Annotated in this window: 13 protein-coding genes; 7 read left to right on the forward strand and 6 right to left on the reverse strand. The window is 59.8% G+C overall.

Annotated features, from left to right (window positions below; all coding sequences use genetic code 11):
- Nucleotides 1–2: 2 nt before the first annotated feature.
- Entirely contained in the window at nt 3–803 is an 801-nt protein-coding gene (locus IEV00_RS05275; RefSeq protein WP_188359224.1) for a (Fe-S)-binding protein, read from the reverse strand.
- Between the two features lie 290 nt (nt 804–1093).
- Between IEV00_RS05275 and IEV00_RS05280 the strand changes: the two genes are divergently transcribed.
- Together IEV00_RS05280 and IEV00_RS05285 are read left to right on the forward strand one after the other, a co-directional pair.
- Complete coding sequence (locus IEV00_RS05280) at nt 1094–2776, forward strand: L-lactate permease (protein WP_188359225.1); 1683 nt, start codon at nt 1094–1096, stop codon at nt 2774–2776.
- Nucleotides 2777–2879: 103 nt separating this feature from the next.
- Complete coding sequence (locus tag IEV00_RS05285) at nt 2880–3581, forward strand: FadR/GntR family transcriptional regulator (RefSeq protein WP_188359226.1); 702 nt, start codon at nt 2880–2882, stop codon at nt 3579–3581.
- A gap of 74 nt (nt 3582–3655) precedes the next feature.
- Here IEV00_RS05285 and IEV00_RS05290 read toward each other — a convergent pair whose 3' ends face one another.
- From IEV00_RS05290 to IEV00_RS05305, 4 genes are all read right to left on the reverse strand, one after another.
- Nucleotides 3656–4588 (reverse strand): phosphoribosylaminoimidazolesuccinocarboxamide synthase, encoded by a 933-nt coding sequence (locus IEV00_RS05290; protein ID WP_188359227.1) that lies wholly within the window; start codon nt 4586–4588, stop codon nt 3656–3658.
- A gap of 91 nt (nt 4589–4679) precedes the next feature.
- Nucleotides 4680–5963: a phosphoribosylamine--glycine ligase gene (purD, locus tag IEV00_RS05295; RefSeq protein ID WP_188359228.1), complete on the reverse strand. Its 1284-nt coding sequence runs from the start codon at nt 5961–5963 to the stop codon at nt 4680–4682.
- A 221-nt stretch (nt 5964–6184) separates the two neighbouring features.
- Nucleotides 6185–9238: an MMPL family transporter gene (locus tag IEV00_RS05300; protein ID WP_229723072.1), complete on the reverse strand. Its 3054-nt coding sequence runs from the start codon at nt 9236–9238 to the stop codon at nt 6185–6187.
- 56 nt (nt 9239–9294) lie between these two features.
- A complete protein-coding gene (locus tag IEV00_RS05305; RefSeq protein WP_188359229.1) occupies nt 9295–9990 on the reverse strand; it encodes a TetR/AcrR family transcriptional regulator in 696 nt (231 codons plus the stop codon).
- A gap of 104 nt (nt 9991–10094) precedes the next feature.
- Here IEV00_RS05305 and IEV00_RS05310 point away from each other — a divergent pair, with 104 nt between their 5' ends.
- From IEV00_RS05310 to purM, 5 genes are all read left to right on the forward strand, one after another.
- Nucleotides 10095–11108, forward strand: coding sequence for an asparaginase (locus IEV00_RS05310; protein ID WP_188359230.1), 1014 nt, complete (start codon nt 10095–10097; stop codon nt 11106–11108).
- Nucleotides 11108–11506 (forward strand): sterol carrier family protein, encoded by a 399-nt coding sequence (locus IEV00_RS05315; RefSeq protein ID WP_188359231.1) that lies wholly within the window; start codon nt 11108–11110, stop codon nt 11504–11506. Before IEV00_RS05310 ends, IEV00_RS05315 begins: the two co-directional genes overlap by 1 nt.
- Nucleotides 11507–11541: 35 nt before the next feature.
- Entirely contained in the window at nt 11542–11892 is a 351-nt protein-coding gene (locus IEV00_RS05320; RefSeq protein WP_188359232.1) for a hypothetical protein, read from the forward strand.
- Between the two features lie 109 nt (nt 11893–12001).
- Nucleotides 12002–13732, forward strand: a complete 1731-nt coding sequence (gene purF, locus IEV00_RS05325) for an amidophosphoribosyltransferase (protein WP_188359233.1) — start codon at nt 12002–12004, stop codon at nt 13730–13732.
- Nucleotides 13729–14871 carry a phosphoribosylformylglycinamidine cyclo-ligase gene (gene purM / locus IEV00_RS05330; RefSeq protein WP_188359234.1) on the forward strand — a complete coding sequence of 381 codons (1143 nt, stop codon included), beginning with the start codon at nt 13729–13731 and terminating at the stop codon, nt 14869–14871. The genes purF and purM overlap by 4 nt, the downstream gene beginning before the upstream one ends.
- A 90-nt stretch (nt 14872–14961) precedes the next feature.
- Here the strand turns inward: purM and IEV00_RS05335 are convergent, their stop codons facing one another.
- Nucleotides 14962–15174, reverse strand: a complete 213-nt coding sequence (locus tag IEV00_RS05335; RefSeq protein WP_188359235.1) for a DUF3073 domain-containing protein — start codon at nt 15172–15174, stop codon at nt 14962–14964.
- Nucleotides 15175–15414: the final 240 nt, after the last annotated feature.

Below are 15414 nucleotides of genomic sequence, written 5' to 3' on the forward strand. Positions count from 1 at the left end.
GCTTACTTACCTCCTGAGATTGCCAGGGAAACCGGGCCGTCGACGGTGAGCGGGTTCTCCTTGGTGGATGCGAGAATTTCTGCAAAGTGGATGGTGCGAACATCTGAACCGTCGCGGCTGAGAGCACCGCCAATGTTCATCAGGCAGGAGACATCCCCACCGGTACAGATTGAAGCACCGGTTTCTTTCACGTGCTTGATCTTATCTGCCACCATGGCGCCGGAGGTGTCTGCGTTCTTAAAGGAGAAGGTACCGCCAAAGCCGCAGCACTGTTCCAGGCCTTCAAGTTCGGTGAAGTTGATACCCTCAACGGTCTTGACCAAATCTGACTGGCGGGTTCCCAAATGCAGCAGACGCATACCGTGGCAGGAGCTGTGGTAGGTCACATGCTCGGGGAAGTAGGAGCCCAGCTGCTCAGCGGCGTCCGTAATACCCAGCACGTCGATTAACAGCTCGGAGAGCTCGAAGGTGCGGGCGGCAAGGTTTTCTGCGCGCACGGCCAGGGCTTCATCGCCCGCCCGGCGCGCAATCATGGGCTGCTGGTGGCCCAGGGAGGCAACGCAGGAGCCCGACGGCGCAACGGCGACGTCGAAATCCCAGGCCTCAAAAGACTTCACGTGGTTTTTCACGATGGTGTAGGCATCGTCAAAATAACCGGAATTAACGTGCATCTGAGAGCAGCAGGTCTGGCCAGCCGGGTACACCACTTCGTGCCCCAGACGTTCCAGGATATCCACGGTTGCCTTGGCAACGCGAGGGTAGATGCCATCGACGATGCAGGTTGAGAATAGCGCAATACGCATGATTTCTCCTCAAAGAATGTATGGTCTTACCTCTCATTTAACACGAATAGTATTGTCGAGAGAACGCATGATTAGGTCATTTTTTTATACCCGAATTCTCCGCAGTGTCCACCGGCTGAGACCGCGCAGATAAGCCTAAGGTTTCTTGCACCTTATTTTGCCCAGTGACTTGCATCATGCACGCTTAAGAGTATTCTTAACGGTCTGACCACATAATTTTTTATTCATCACACTATGGTTTATGCCCACAAAGATGCGGGCGCTATATTCCCATAAGGGGGACACACTCGATGAACACATGGTTCGCGCAGACTGATGCCGTGGGTGGCAGCCTCGGCCTTTCTGCCCTCGTTGCAACGCTACCGTTGCTGGCCTTCTTCATTATGCTTCTCGGCGTTAAGGCCCGCGCCCATATTTCCGCAATCGTAGCGGTAGCAGTCTCAATTCTTGTGGCGGTACTGGGCTTTGGCATGCCCTGGGATCTCGCCGCGATGTCAGCGGTGCGCGGTGGGCTGTACGGCCTGCTGCCCATTGTCTGGGTTATCGTCATGGCAATCTGGTTCTACCAGGTCACCGTGCTCTCTGGCCGCTTTGAAGACTTGCGCCGCACCTTCGACCTTATTGGTGGCGGTGACCTGCGCATTCAGGCAATCCTAATCGCTTTCTGCTTCGGCGGTCTGCTAGAGGCACTGGCAGGTTTCGGTGCCCCCGTTGCCATTACCGCAACCATGATTCTTGCCCTGGGTGTCAAGCCCCTCAAAGCTGCTATCACCGTGCTGATTGCCAACACCGCACCGGTAGCTTTCGGTGCGGTTGCAATTCCGATTACTACCGCGGGTGAAGTCGGCGGTAAGGATGCCGAGACTATTGCAGCAATCGTTGGCCACCAGGCACCCCTGCTGGCTTTCTTCGTCCCCTTCATTCTGCTCTTTATCCTGGACGGCGTTCAGGGCCTCAAAGACGGCTGGCTGCACGCCGGCGTCATCGGTGCAGCCTTCGGTATCGTCCAGTGGTTCACCGCAACCTACTTCGCCTACCAGCTCACCGACGTCATTGCCTGCATCGTCTCCATGGGTGTTGCAGTGGTCTTCCTACGCTTCGTCAAGCCACGAGGCGTTGCCGGTGTGCGCGAGCGCTACGGTCTTCCCCCGCTGAGCGAAGAGGGCGCCAAGCATGAGCTCACCGCTGGCCGCGTATGGATGGCCATGATGCCCTACGCTATCGTTGTGGTTATTTTCGGCGTTGCCAACCTTCTGCCCCCGTTGGTTGCCTGGCTCAAGACCACCTCTCCCTCTATCGCCATGCCGTTGTTGCAAGACCGTCTGGTTACCGCTGCGGGCGACCCGGTTTCCTCGACCTACTCCTTCACCTGGCTCAACAACCCGGGCACCTTCCTGCTGATTTCCGGCCTGGTGGTGGCCGCGCTCTACTCCATCTTCAACGAGAACGGTAACTACAAGATTTCCCTCGGTGACGCCGTCAAAGAAATCGGTGCGGTGATGTACCGTATGCGGTGGTCGGCTCTGACCATTGTCTGCGTGCTGGCGCTGGCCTACGTGATGAACTACTCCGGTCAGACCGTGGCTATCGGTGAATGGGTTGCTTCGCTGGGTACCATCTACGCCCTGCTCTCCCCCACTCTTGGTTGGGTGGGCACCGCGGTGACCGGTTCCGATACCTCCGCTAACGCCCTCTTCTCCAAGCTGCAGGTAACCGCGGCTGACCATCTCACCGCTCAGGGTGTGGAGGGCGTTCACCCCGAGCTGCTGCTGGCAGCTAACACCACCGGTGGCGTGGTAGGCAAGATGATTTCCCCGCAGTCCCTGGCTATCGCGGCTACCGCGGTAGATATGGAAGGCAAGGAATCAGAGATTATGAAGGCCGTGCTGCCCTGGTCAATCGTGTTCCTCGTTGCAATCTGCCTGCTGGTCTTCCTACAGACCAACGTTCTCTCCTTTATGGTTAACGTATAAGAGCAGATGAACAAATAAAACAGCGGTGCCACCGAAACTCTTCGGTTGCACCGCTGTCTTGTTACTATCAAAAAGATTGACCCGCGCTGACCCAGAGGAACCCGTGAAAGAAAGAACCTATAGCGTTCTGCTTGAAACTATCGAAAAGAAGCTCCGTTCGGGCGAACTGCACGTGGGAGACCGGCTCCCCGGTGAACGTGCCCTGGCCGATAAATACGGTATTTCCCGAGCCTCAGTTCGAGAGGGCCTACAGATTCTCAACGCTGTGGGGCTGGTGCGTTCTGCCACCGGCTCCGGGCCTAAGTCGGGGGCTGTGGTGGCTTCTGAACCGTCTGAAGCACTGAGCTGGGCTATGCGCATGCACATCGCCACCAAAACATTTCCGATTGCCGATATGGTCTCTACCCGCGTGCTACTTGAGGGCCAGGCTGCCCATGACGCCGCGCTTTCGGAGGATTCGCCCGAGCGCACCGCCACGCTTGAGCGGGCCAGGGCCTACCTGACCGAGCTGGATAATCCGGATCTTCCCAATGACCGTTTTCACTTCTGCGACGCCCGGTTCCACTATGAGATTTCTTCTCTTTCCAATAACATCACGCTCAAGACGGTAATTCAGTCTCTGCACCAGGCAACGGTCAGCTACGTGATGGAGGCCGTTCCCCTGCTGGACGATTGGAGCGCCACCAAAATTGCCCTGCAGGAGCAGCACTGGGCCATTTTAGAAGCGGTGACCAATCATGAACCAGAGCAGGCTAAGGAGAGAGTCACCAAGCACATCACCTGGTTCCACGACCTCATTAAATAAAATGTCGAGCGGTGGATTTTAGGCTTAAATCAGCGAAATTTAAGCCTAAAATCCACCGCTCGACTATCTAAAATCTAGGCGGAGAACTTCTCCCCGGTCAGCCGCTCATAAGCTTCAACGTAGCGGGCCCGGGTTTTCTCAACCACCTCATCGGGCAGGGCCGGTACCGCGCCGTCCCCCTTCCAGCCGGATTCCTCTGACTTGAGCCAGTCGCGAATGTACTGCTTATCGAAGCTGGCCTGGGGCTTGCCGGGCTCGTACTTTTCGGCGTCCCAGAAGCGGGAAGAATCGGGGGTCATCACCTCATCGCCCAGGGTAATCTCGCCCCGGTAGGAGTCAAGGCCAAACTCAACCTTGGTATCGGCAATGATAATGCCCCGCTCCCGGGCAATCTTTTCAGCGGTTTCGTAAACATAGAGGGTGAGCTCCTGCAGGCGTTCGCCGATGGGCTGGCCCACCTCAGCATAGAGCTCTTCATAGGTAATCAGCTCGTCGTGTTCGCCTATCTCTGCCTTGCCGGTGGGGGTAAAAATGGCGGGTTCCAGGCGGGAGCCGTCTACCAGGCCCTCGGGTAGCTTAACGTCGCCGATTCCCCCGGTTTCCCGGTAGGCCTGCAGGCCGGAGCCGGTGAGGTAGCCGCGGGCAATGCACTCTACCGGAAACATGTTGAGGGAGCGGCAGATCATGGCGCGGCCCGCAACCTGTTCGGGTACATCGGTGGAGAGCACGTGGTTGGGCACTCCGGTCAGCTGGTTGAACCACCACAGCGACATCTGGGTGAGAATCTTGCCCTTATCGGGAATCTCGGTGGGAATCACCTGGTCGAAGGCAGAAATTCGGTCTGAGGCCACCACCATCACGGAGCCGGCGCGCAGTTCAGCGTCGTCATTGAAGCTAACTCCGGTGGCATCGAGGCGGTCTTCGTTGGGAACGTAGAGGTCGCGGACTTTACCTGAATAGACGTGGGTCCAGCCTGGGATCTCCAGAGGGGTGTTCTGAGCGCTCATGATTCTCCTGCGTGTTACAGATTTTAGATAAAAGTTAGAGTACCAAAAGCGGTGGCTATCGTTTTTCGACGATAGCCACCGCTTCCGTTGGTTAGTTTTCCGGGTGAGGAATAGTGATTCGGTTTTCAACTGCCGCCAGGGCAATGTCGCTGCGATGTTGAGCTCCCGACCAGCTGATTGCCTCCACTCCCGCGTAGGCGGCCGCCCGCGCTGCGGCGAGGCCTTCGCCCAGGGCGACGACGGCGAGTACTCGGCCACCGGCGGTGAGAACCTTCTCGCCCTCGGCTTTGGTGCCCGCGTGAAGAACGTGGACGTCGCTCATGGAGTTTGCGGAATCCAGGCCGGTGATTTCGTCCCCCTTACGCGGGGAGTCGGGGTAGTTTTCTGCCGCCATCACGACGTCTACCGCGTAGCGGGAATCCCAGCTCAGCACGGTGTCGGGGTCTAGTTCTCCGTTAGCTGCTGACAGAAGCAACTGGCCCAGCGGGGTCTTGAGGCGAGCCAGCACTGCCTGAGTTTCGGGGTCGCCAAAGCGGGCATTGAATTCGATGACTCGGATGCCACGCTTGGTCACGGCAAGGCCGCAGTAGAGAACGCCCACAAAGGGGGTGCCTCGGCGCGCCATTTCTGCGATGGTGGGGCGGGCAACCCGCTCAATAACTTCTTCCACAAAGCCTTCGGGCAACCAGGGCAGAGGGGTGTAGGCGCCCATGCCGCCGGTGTTGGGGCCCTCATCGTTGTCAAAGATGCGCTTGAAGTCCTGGGCGGGTGAGAGCGGCACAACCTGCTCGCCGTCAGAAATAACAAAGAGGGAGACCTCGGGGCCGTCGAGGAATTCTTCGATGACCACGGTGCCGCCGGCTGAGAAGCAGGCCTGGGCATGGTCGAGGGCTACCTGGCGGTCTTCGGTTACCACAACGCCCTTACCCGCTGCCAGACCGTCGTCCTTAACCACGTAGGGGGCACCGAAAGCGTCGAGGGCTTCGGCGGCTTCATCGATATTGGTGGCAACCTTGGCCATAGCGGTGGGAACGTTGGCGGCAGCCATCACGTCTTTAGCAAAAGCCTTGGACCCTTCGAGGGCAGCAGCGGCTTTATCGGGGCCAAAAACCGGGAAACCGGCTGCCCGCAGGGTATCGGCGACGCCGGCAACCAGGGGGGCCTCGGGGCCCACTACCACCAAATCGGCACCCAGGTCTTGGGCAAGAGCGGTGGCGGCTGCGGGGTTGTTGGCGTCGATGTCGTGGACCGGAACCTCGGCGGCGATACCGGCGTTGCCGGGGGCGCTGTGGACCTCAGAAACCTTAGGATCTGCTAGAAGTGCTCGAATAATTGCGTGTTCGCGCCCGCCGGGGCCAAGTACCAAAACCTTCATGTTCCAAGGCTACCCGAAAGGTCACGGTTTGGTCACATAGGGAGGGGGCTTGTTCAGCAAGCGAAATCACAGAGGATGGAGCGCAGCGGGTGCGAGCTCGCGAGCACTCAAGAGCAGGCGGAATGACAGAGAGACGGGCGACTGGCTAAAGAGAGTGCCGGAGGGGCGGGGCCAACTGAACCCGCCCCTCCGGCACTCAACTACTAGCTCACTCTATGCGCCTACTCCACGTCGCTCAGCGTCGGACCCCGGTGGCGGGGCTTGTGTTCGGGTTCCGCTGAGGTTGCCTCAGCTCGCTGGGAGCCGTGATGGCTTTCCTCTGCCATGTGGGCAGGTCCAGGCTGTTCCTGAGCAGGCTCCCGGCCAGCCTCCGCAGAAGCCTCCTGTGAAGTCTCCCGGGGTTCCTCCACCACCTCGTGTTCAAGCTTAGTGCCCTCAATGTCGAGGTCGGGCAGGAGCTTATCGAGCCAGCGGGGCAAAGTCCATGCCTTCTCACCCAGCAGGCGCATCAGCGCCGGAATGAGCATCATGCGAACAATGAAAGCGTCAGCGAGAACACCGAAGGCCAGCACGAAGCCGATGGAGGCAATCATGGGGTCACCGGAGAAGACGAAGCCCAGGAACACGCCCGCCATAATGAGGGCTGCTGCCACCACAACTCGGGAGGAGTGGTTGAAGCCGACCACCACGGCGTCCTTGGCAGGCTTGCCGTGGGCGTAGGCCTCGCGCATGGCGGAGACCAAAAATACCTGGTAGTCCATGGCCAGGCCGAAGAGAATGCCCACTGCCAGAATCGGCAGGAAGGAGAGAATCGGCCCGGGGGTGGTGACTCCGAAGAGGGAGCCCATCCAGCCCCACTGGAAGACTGCGGTGGTAATGCCGAAGGCTGCCATGAGGGAGAAGAGGAAGCCCAGGGTAGCGGTAACCGGCACCCAGATGGAGCGGAAGACCAGAATCAGAACCAGCAGGGAGAGCCCCACCACAATGGCGATGTAGATGGGCAGCACCCTAAAGAGGTTCTCGGAGATGTCGATGTTCATCGCTGCCTGGCCGGTCACGCCGTAGGTGACATCACCGTAGTCGGTAGACGTGGTGGTGTCGCGCAGGTTGTTGACCAGGGCCTCGGTGGATTCTGCCGAGGGTCCCTCGGTGGGAACGATCTGGTAGAGCAGCATGTCGTTGTCTTTGGAGATCATGGCAGGAATAACCTTCTCCACCGAATCGACATCTTGCAGCTGTTCGCCCACCTCAACCTGGAGTTCCTTGGCCTTGGCCTCGTCCATGCCCTCGGGCAGGTTGGCGGCAACGATCACCTGGCCGTTCTGGCCCGCGCCGAAGTTCTCTTCAATAGCCCGGTAGGTCTGGTACTGGGCGGAGTCTTCGGGCTGCGATGAGCCGTCGGGCAGACCCAGGCGCATATCTAGCATGGGCAGGGCCAGAATGATGAGCGCCGCAACGGTGGCGAAAACGGTCACCAGGGGCTTGGAGAGTACAGCACCCAGCCACTTGCCCGGTCGGTTCTCCTTCTCGGCCGCTGCTGCGCGGGCTTCTGCTGCAATCTCGGGGTCGGTGGACTGCGACAAGGCATGACGGCGGTCGATCGCCTCCCAGCGCTTCTTAGAGATAATGCGGCGGCCCACCAGCGAAAGGATAGCCGGAGAGAGGGTGACCGAGACCAGCACCGCCATGAAGACGGCGAAGGCAGCAGCATTACCCATGACCGAGAGGAAGGGAATACCCACCACGTTCAGAGCCAGTAGAGCGATAATCACGGTGGTGCCAGCAAAGACAACCGCTCCGCCGGAGGTACCGGTTGCCAAGGCAATGGACTTCTTCATTTCCATTCCCCGCGCCAGGTTATTGCGGTGGCGATTAAGAATGAAGAGGGTGTAGTCGATGCCCACGGCCAGACCCAGCATGGAGCCCAGGGCCGGGGTCGTGGAGGTCATATCTACCACGCTGGAAAGCGCCAGAGTACCCAGCATTGCTGCACCCAGGCCGATCACGGCCATGAGAATGGGCAGGCCAGCGGCGATGAAGGTTCCCATCATCACGAAGAGGATAATCAGCGCCACAATAATGCCGACGATCTCAGCGGTTGCCTCCATCTCGGGGGTCTGACCCTCTAGGTTCTGGTCGTAGAGAACCTTGATTCCCTCATCTTCGAGCGGGGCGAAAGCGTCTCGGGTTTCTTCCAGGCTGGCGGGAGTAACCTTCATGATTTCGTCATTGAAGGTTACCGCAGCGATAGCCGCCGAGCCGTCGTCCGAGATAGCAGCGGCGTCAGAGCTCATATCCATCAGGGAGCGGTTCTGGTCGAGTTCCTTCTGGTTCTTCTCTACCTCAGCGCGGCCGTCGTCCACCTGCTTCTGGGCGTCGGCCACCAGGGAGCCGTCGTCCAGGGACTTGCGCTGGGCGTCAAGTTCCTTCTGGCCCTCTTCAACCTGCTTGCGGGCGTCCTCAATCTGCTTCTCGTTCTTCTTCAGCTCGTCGCGGCCCGAGTCAATCTGGCGCTGGTCGTCTTCAAGCTGCTGCTTACCGGCCTCAAGCTGGGCGCGGTTAGCATCGAGCTCTCCCTGGGCAGCATTGAACTGGGCGAGCGCCTCGCCACCAGCTGCCTGAGCCTGGGCACGGCGCTGATCGAGGTCGCGCTGGGCCTGGCTGAGCTCGCGCTCGTTGCGTTCTAGCTCATCGCGGTTGCGGTCCAGCTCTTTCTGAGCGTCGTCAAGATCTTTCTTGGCCTGATCTGCCTGCTCAACCTGCTGCTTGCCCTCGTCCAGCTTCTTCTGGGCGTCGTCCATCTGCTTGCGAGCATCAGATTCTAGCGAGCCGTCATCGATTTTCCGCTGGGTGTCGTCGAGCTGCTTCTTAGCGTCGTCCAGCTTCTTCTGACCGTCCTCAAGTTGCTTACGACCGTCTTCCAGCTGGGCAGAGGTGGCAAAGGGATCCATGACCGAATCAACCTGACCCACGCCCTCGGCAGTGGAGACAGCAGAAGCCACCGCCTTCTTCTGGTCAGCAGTGAACTCGGAGCCGTCTTCTGTTTCGAGAATGACCTGCCCCATGCCGGCGGCAGCATTGGTATCGAACTTCTCGGTCAGGGTCTCCTGTAGCTGCTGGGCCTCGGTGCCGGGAATGGTGATCTCGTTGGTGAGCTCGCCGCGGAAAGCGCCATAGGCGCCTCCCAGGCCGGCAAGAATCAGAGCCCAGATACCGATAACAACCCATGCCTTGCGGGCGGCAAAGCTGCCTAGCTTGTAGAGAAATGTAGACATTGTTCCCTATTTTTTCTGTGTCTGTAGGTGTTGGAGATATTGCAAAGTAAGGGGGGCTAGAGAACCGGCAGTCCCTCGCCTACCTTCTTAATGGCGAAGACGATGTTCTCTTTGATCTCTGAGGTAGAAACAACGGTGGGGGCCGTCAGGTTGCCCTCGCCCCGGTAGTGCACATAGCGGGCTAGTCCCATCGCTATTCCCATCACCGCGTTATTGATGTAGACCGCCATGGAGAACCACTGGTCGTAGGAAAGCTCAGGGTAGTTTTTCTCTATAAAGTCGCACAGGAGCCAGGCCTGCTGCGCCAGGGTTTCTAGAATTTCTTTGCCAATGGTCTCTTCGAGGTCCTCGCCGTCTATGAAGGTCGCAGCCAGCTGCACGAACTGCTCTAGGGCCCTATCTGTCTCGGGGCTTTCAATCATGCCCAGCAGAAAGTCAGAGCAGGCGGCAGGTAACTCCTGGGCAGAAAGGCCCAGCGGAAAGTTCTCCACCGTAAAGAGTTCGGAGAGTCGGGTGCTCAGGCAGGAAAGCAAAACCCGGTCGATATTGGCAAAGTGGTTGAAGATAGTGCGCTCGGAGACCCCGGCTTCTTTCACCAGCGCTTTGGTGGTCAGTGCCGACCGGCCTGATTCAATGGCTATGCGTTCGGCAGCCTCTTGGAGGGCCAGGTGGGTGGCTTCTTTGCGGGCTTTGCGCTTGTCTTCAATTTTTGCCCTGATGGCATCGTGAGTGGATGACTGTGAAAGTGGCATATTATTACAGTAACTGCAATCATGCAGAATCTGCAATATCTGAAAAGGTGGCATTCGCAACCTTTATGCAGTTACTGCACCTTTGCCTGTGGAATACTTGAGACATGCAGACTTTCACCGCAGACACGGCAGCCGAGCTGGCGGTTATCCGCCGCAACGATTTCATCGAGTCCCGCCACCTGGGGGTGGCGGTGGTGCTGGCCCCCGACGGCGAGGTTGCGGCTTCTCTGGGTGATGTTGAGGCCCCCATCTACCCCCGCTCCGCCTTTAAACCCTTACAGACCATCGCTTCGATGAATGCCGGCGCAGAGCTGGCAGGCGCACAGATTGCCCTGGCGTCTGGTTCCCACACCGGCTCCTTTGAGCACATGAAAGTCGCCCAGTCCATTCTCGAAGAGGCAGGGCTCACCGCCGAGGCCCTTCAGTGCCCACCCGCCTGGCCCCAGCACGAAGCCAGCTTCCACGCCCTGATTAAAGCGGGGCACACCAAGCAGCGCCTTGCCTTCAACTGCTCGGGCAAGCACGCCGCTTTCCTCTGGGCCTGCGTAAAGTCGGGCTGGTCGGTGGAGGACTATCTCTCCCCCGAGAACCCCCTCCAAAAACTGGTCATGGAAACCATCGAAGAGTTCTGCCAAGAGCCCCCTCTCGCAGCGGGAACCGACGGCTGCGGAGCTCCCCTGGCAGCGGTCTCAACCCTGGGCCTGGCCCGCGCCTACTCCACCTTAGGAGCAGGAATCGAGAACATCCGCGCCGACGCCCGGGTGGCCACCGTTGCCACCGCCATGGTGGACTACTCCGAATACGTCACCGGCGAAGGAAAAACCGCCACCGTGCTCTCCGAGCACCTCCAGGCCGTGGTCAAGCACGGTGCCGAAGGGGTGCTGGCTATCGGCCTGCCCTCCGGCGCCTCGGCAGTGGTCAAGGTTCTCGACGGCGCCTCCCGCCCCACCGCCCTGGTGGCTGTACGCCTACTCGAAGCTGCCGGTTATATTTCCTCCGAGACAGCCGAGAAAGCACTGGCCGCCACCATGCGCCCCATCTTTGGAGGCAGCACGCCGGTGGGTGCCATTGATCCGGGCGCAGACTTGGCAGCCCTGCTAGATGAAGCAGGTGCCTAGTGGCCATCAAACGCAAGATTTCAGAGCAGGACGGCGCCGCCGCGGTTGCCGCCATACGGCGGGTTTTTGAGGAGGCCGAGGGCAGCACCGGCACCGCCGAGGCGCGCTTTGCCACCCTTCCCCGCGCCACCCGCGCCACCGCCGTCCGCTTTCTTCTAGAAGAGCTGGCCGCCCTGGCTCCGGGCAATTCGGTGGAGGTGCGCGTACCGCCCTTTGGCGTAACCCAGTGCATTGCCGGGCCCCGCCACACCCGCGGCACCCCGCCCAACGTGGTAGAAACCGATGCCTTCACCTGGTGCGCTGTAGCCCTGGGCTTTTCCAGCTGGGCAGAGAGCGCGGCAAAAATTTCGGCCTCGGGGTCGAGGTCAGACCTTTCCGAGCGCATGCCCCTCCTCTAAACCAGCCCCACCTTTACCCGGTACACTAGTGAATCATGAGTACTCAGCCTAACCCCGCGCCGTCCAACACCCCATCCACCGACCACCCGGGCGAGCAGCTGGTGACCATTCGCCGGGCGCCGTCCATGCTCGCCTTCGCCATTACCGGCGTGATTCTGGGCCTGCTGCTAGCCACCCTGATTACCTTTATTCCCTGGCCCACCGGCAGCGACGCTATCGACACCTACGCCACCGAATACTCCGTGGGCTCTGTCTACGGCATTATGGCGGTGGTCTGCGCCGCCCTGGGTGCCGGCGTCATGATCGTAATAGCGCTGATTCTTGACCGCCGCTCGGCCAAGAACCCCGAGAAGGTGCGCGCCCTACCCGCCGAAGACACCGAATAGGCTGTGAAATGGGCGATATCAGCTAGACTTGTATCGTCTTAGCCCACTGATTTAGTTCTCAGTCCAAGACACATTCATCAGCAACCTCAGACTGAAAAGATGGCAAGAATTGGTTCGTCCTGACGGAAAACTAACGCACGACCTCGATCCTCTTGATAGCGGCCCCAAAGACGAATGCGGCGTCTTTGGCGTATGGGCTCCCGGAGAAGACGTAGCAAAACTGACCTACTACGGGCTCTACGCGCTCCAGCACCGCGGGCAAGAATCAGCGGGTATCGCCACCAGCGATGGTTCGCGAATCAACGTCTATAAAGACATGGGCCTGGTCTCCCAGGTGTTTGATGAACCCACTCTCAACGCCATGGGCGGGCATATGGCGGTGGGCCACTGCCGCTACTCCACCACCGGAGCCTCCCACTGGGCTAACGCCCAGCCCACCCTGGGTGCCACCCCGCAGGGTACTCTGGCCCTGGCCCACAACGGCAATATCACCAACTCGGTGGAACTCTACGAGCGGGTTCTGGAAAGAAATGCCGGTGCCGCCCCCGACCGCGGCGAGCTGGCGCAGGGCAACACCACCGACACCGCGCTGGTCACCGCCCTGCTGGGCAACCACACCTTTGACTCTCTCGAAGAGGCAATGCTGGATCTTCTGCCCACCCTTCAGGGCGCCTTCTGTCTGACCTTCATGGACGAAGACACCCTCTACGCCGCCCGCGACCCCCAGGGCGTTCGCCCGCTGGTGCTGGGTCGCCTCGATCGCGGCTGGGTGGTTGCCTCCGAGACCTCCGCGCTGGATATTGTGGGTGCTGCTTTCGTGCGCGAGGTAGACCCGGGCGAGATGATTATTATTGACGCCGACGGCGGTCTGCGCTCCCGCACTTTCGCCGAGGCTAAGCGCGCCGGCTGCGTATTTGAGTATGTCTACCTGGCCCGCCCTGACACCACTATTTCTGGCCGCTCGGTCTACGAATCCCGGGTTGAGATGGGCCGCCAGCTGGCCCGCGAGCACCACGTTGAGGCAGACCTGGTGATGCCCACCCCCGAATCGGGTGTGCCAGCAGCGATTGGCTACGCCGAAGAATCCGGCATTCCCTACGGCAACGGCCTGGTTAAAAACGCCTACGTGGGTAGAACCTTTATTCAGCCCTCACAGACCATCCGCCAGCTGGGCATTCGACTCAAGCTCAACCCGCTCAAGTCGGTGGTTGAGGGTAAGCGCCTGATTGTGATTGACGATTCCATCGTGCGCGGTAACACCCAGCGCGCCCTGGTGCGGATGCTGCGCGAGGCAGGGGCTAAGGAAGTTCACGTTCGCATCTCCTCTCCCCCGGTCAAGTGGCCCTGCTACTACGGCATTGACTTTGCCAACCGCTCCGAGCTGATTGCCAACGGCCTCACCATTGAGGAAATCGGCAAGTCTCTGGGCGCAGATTCGCTGGGCTACATCTCCGAAGACGGCATGATTGCGGCCACCCACCAGGAGCGAGCCAACCTCTGCACCGCCTGCTTTACCGGTAACTACCCGATTCCGATTCCCGAGAAAATCGGCAAGTCGGTTTTTGATACCAAGGAGCACAACGGCGGCGGTGGCCCCCTGTCTTCCTCCATTGGCGAGGTCACCGCGCAGCGGCCCGTTGCCCACAAACCCGAGCATGCCAAGGCGGTTTCCATCGATACCCGCCCAGGCTCCGAGGTACTGGAAAACAAGTTGGATTCGGCAGCAACCAGTGGTGAAGCCGGTGGCAGTTGCGAGCCCGGCCCCGACTCAGACCTCGAAAACCTTGTTTTGCCCGAAGACACCGTTCCCGTGAACTCAACCGAGAAGGACAACTCATGAGCGAGAGCACCCAGCAAGTAACCTACGCATCGGCAGGTGTGGACGTCGAGGCGGGCGACCGCGCGGTTGAGCTGATGAAAGACGCCATTAAGGCAACCCACGGCGCAGGCGTGGTGGGCGGAGTGGGCGGCTTTGCCGGCCTCTTCGATCTGACCGCCCTCAAGGAGTTCAAGAAGCCCTACCTGGCAACCTCCACCGACGGTGTGGGCACCAAGGTGGCTATCGCCCAGGCTCTGGACATTCACCACACCATCGGCCACGACCTGGTGGGCATGGTGGTAGATGACATCGTGGTCACCGGCGCTAAGCCCCTCTTTATGACCGACTACATTGCCACCGGCAAGGTGGTGCCCGAGCGCATTGCCGATATTGTGCGCGGCGTGGCAGAGGGCTGCTCCCTGGCAGGCACCGCCCTGGTGGGCGGCGAGACCGCCGAGCACCCGGGCCTGCTGGCTGAAAACGAGTATGACGTCGCCGGTGCAGCCACCGGCATCGTTGAGGCAGACGAGCTGCTCGGCCCCGACCGAGTGCGGCAGGGCGACGTCCTGATTGCTATGGCCTCCTCCGGCATTCACTCCAACGGCTACTCGCTGGTACGCAAGGTCATCAACGTGGCGGGCTGGCCCCTCGACCGTCAGGTGGATGAGCTGGGCCGCACCCTCGGTGAGGAACTGCTGGAACCCACCCGTATCTACACCGCAGACTGCCTTAATCTGATCGAGGCCTTCCCTGTCAATGGCGAGGACGGCCAGACCGGCTCCGGAATTCGAGGCTTCTCGCACGTGACCGGCGGCGGCCTGGCAGCCAACCTAGCTCGCGTGCTACCCACCGGCACCGTGGGCCTGGTAGACCGCTCCACCTGGGAAATCCCCGCTATCTTCCAGCTGGTCGGCGAGCTGGGCAGCGTACCCCAGGCAGATCTCGAACGCACCCTGAACCTGGGCGTGGGCATGATTGCCGTGGTAGACCCCTCGGTGGCTGACGCCGCCGTCAAGCGGCTCAATGACCGCGGGCTGCCCTCCTGGATTCTCGGCACCGTTGAGGCCGACGACGGAGCCCACCGGAACTCAGCCGACTACGTGCAGGGCGCTAAGGGCGTGGACGGCGGCGCAGCAGTGCTGCTCAACAGCTACAAGTAGGCTCACGGCATACAAAAACAGCCCTCCGCAACTGGCGGGGGGCTGTCGTTTGCTCTACAGAAAAGAGACTAGGTGGTTCTGGGAGGCCACTTAGTCTTCGTCTGTATATGAATCGGCGTACTTATCCGCGTACTCCGAATAATCATCTTCGTCATCGTAACGATGGTTCGAAGATGTCTTAGATGAATTTTTCTTGGCGCTATTCAGCTCGCGCTCGAGTGCAGAATAGTCGGTCTCAGGGCTGAAGTACTTCATCTCCCGAGCCTGCCGTGTTGCTTTAGCCTTTTGACGGCCGCGCCCCATGGCGTGACCCCCTCTTTATCCATCGTGTCCAGCGGTTTACAGTGGGCGTGCACTATCGCCGGAATCCCTTACAGTCTTTCGTGTCTTAAGGGTACATGTTTTTTGCTTTATATGCAGACTCAGTGCCCGCTATCCGAGACTTAATTCACCCCAAACAATAGTTTTCTTGCGCAAACTGCATAAATCACCGAGAGAGAACAGTAAAACTTTGGCCGTATTAAGCGAAGTTACAGTCGCTGC

The sequence above is a fragment of the Rothia aerolata genome (assembly GCF_014635585.1).
Taxonomy (GTDB): Bacteria; Actinomycetota; Actinomycetes; order Actinomycetales; family Micrococcaceae; genus Rothia; species Rothia aerolata.

Bases quoted from the DNA above. Each gene is read 5' to 3' on its own strand.
- IEV00_RS05275 (WP_188359224.1), bottom strand. From the start codon at position 803: ATGCGTATTGCGCTATTCTCAACCTGCATCGTCGATGGCATCTACCCT.
- purM (WP_188359234.1), top strand. From the start codon at position 13,729: ATGAGCGAGAGCACCCAGCAAGTAACCTACGCATCGGCAGGTGTGGAC.
- IEV00_RS05305 (WP_188359229.1), bottom strand. From the start codon at position 9,990: ATGCCACTTTCACAGTCATCCACTCACGATGCCATCAGGGCAAAAATT.
- purD (WP_188359228.1), bottom strand. From the start codon at position 5,963: ATGAAGGTTTTGGTACTTGGCCCCGGCGGGCGCGAACACGCAATTATT.
- IEV00_RS05280 (WP_188359225.1), top strand. From the start codon at position 1,094: ATGAACACATGGTTCGCGCAGACTGATGCCGTGGGTGGCAGCCTCGGC.
- IEV00_RS05320 (WP_188359232.1), top strand. From the start codon at position 11,542: ATGAGTACTCAGCCTAACCCCGCGCCGTCCAACACCCCATCCACCGAC.
- IEV00_RS05300 (WP_229723072.1), bottom strand. From the start codon at position 9,238: ATGTCTACATTTCTCTACAAGCTAGGCAGCTTTGCCGCCCGCAAGGCA.
- IEV00_RS05290 (WP_188359227.1), bottom strand. From the start codon at position 4,588: ATGAGCGCTCAGAACACCCCTCTGGAGATCCCAGGCTGGACCCACGTC.
- IEV00_RS05335 (WP_188359235.1), bottom strand. From the start codon at position 15,174: ATGGGGCGCGGCCGTCAAAAGGCTAAAGCAACACGGCAGGCTCGGGAG.
- IEV00_RS05310 (WP_188359230.1), top strand. From the start codon at position 10,095: ATGCAGACTTTCACCGCAGACACGGCAGCCGAGCTGGCGGTTATCCGC.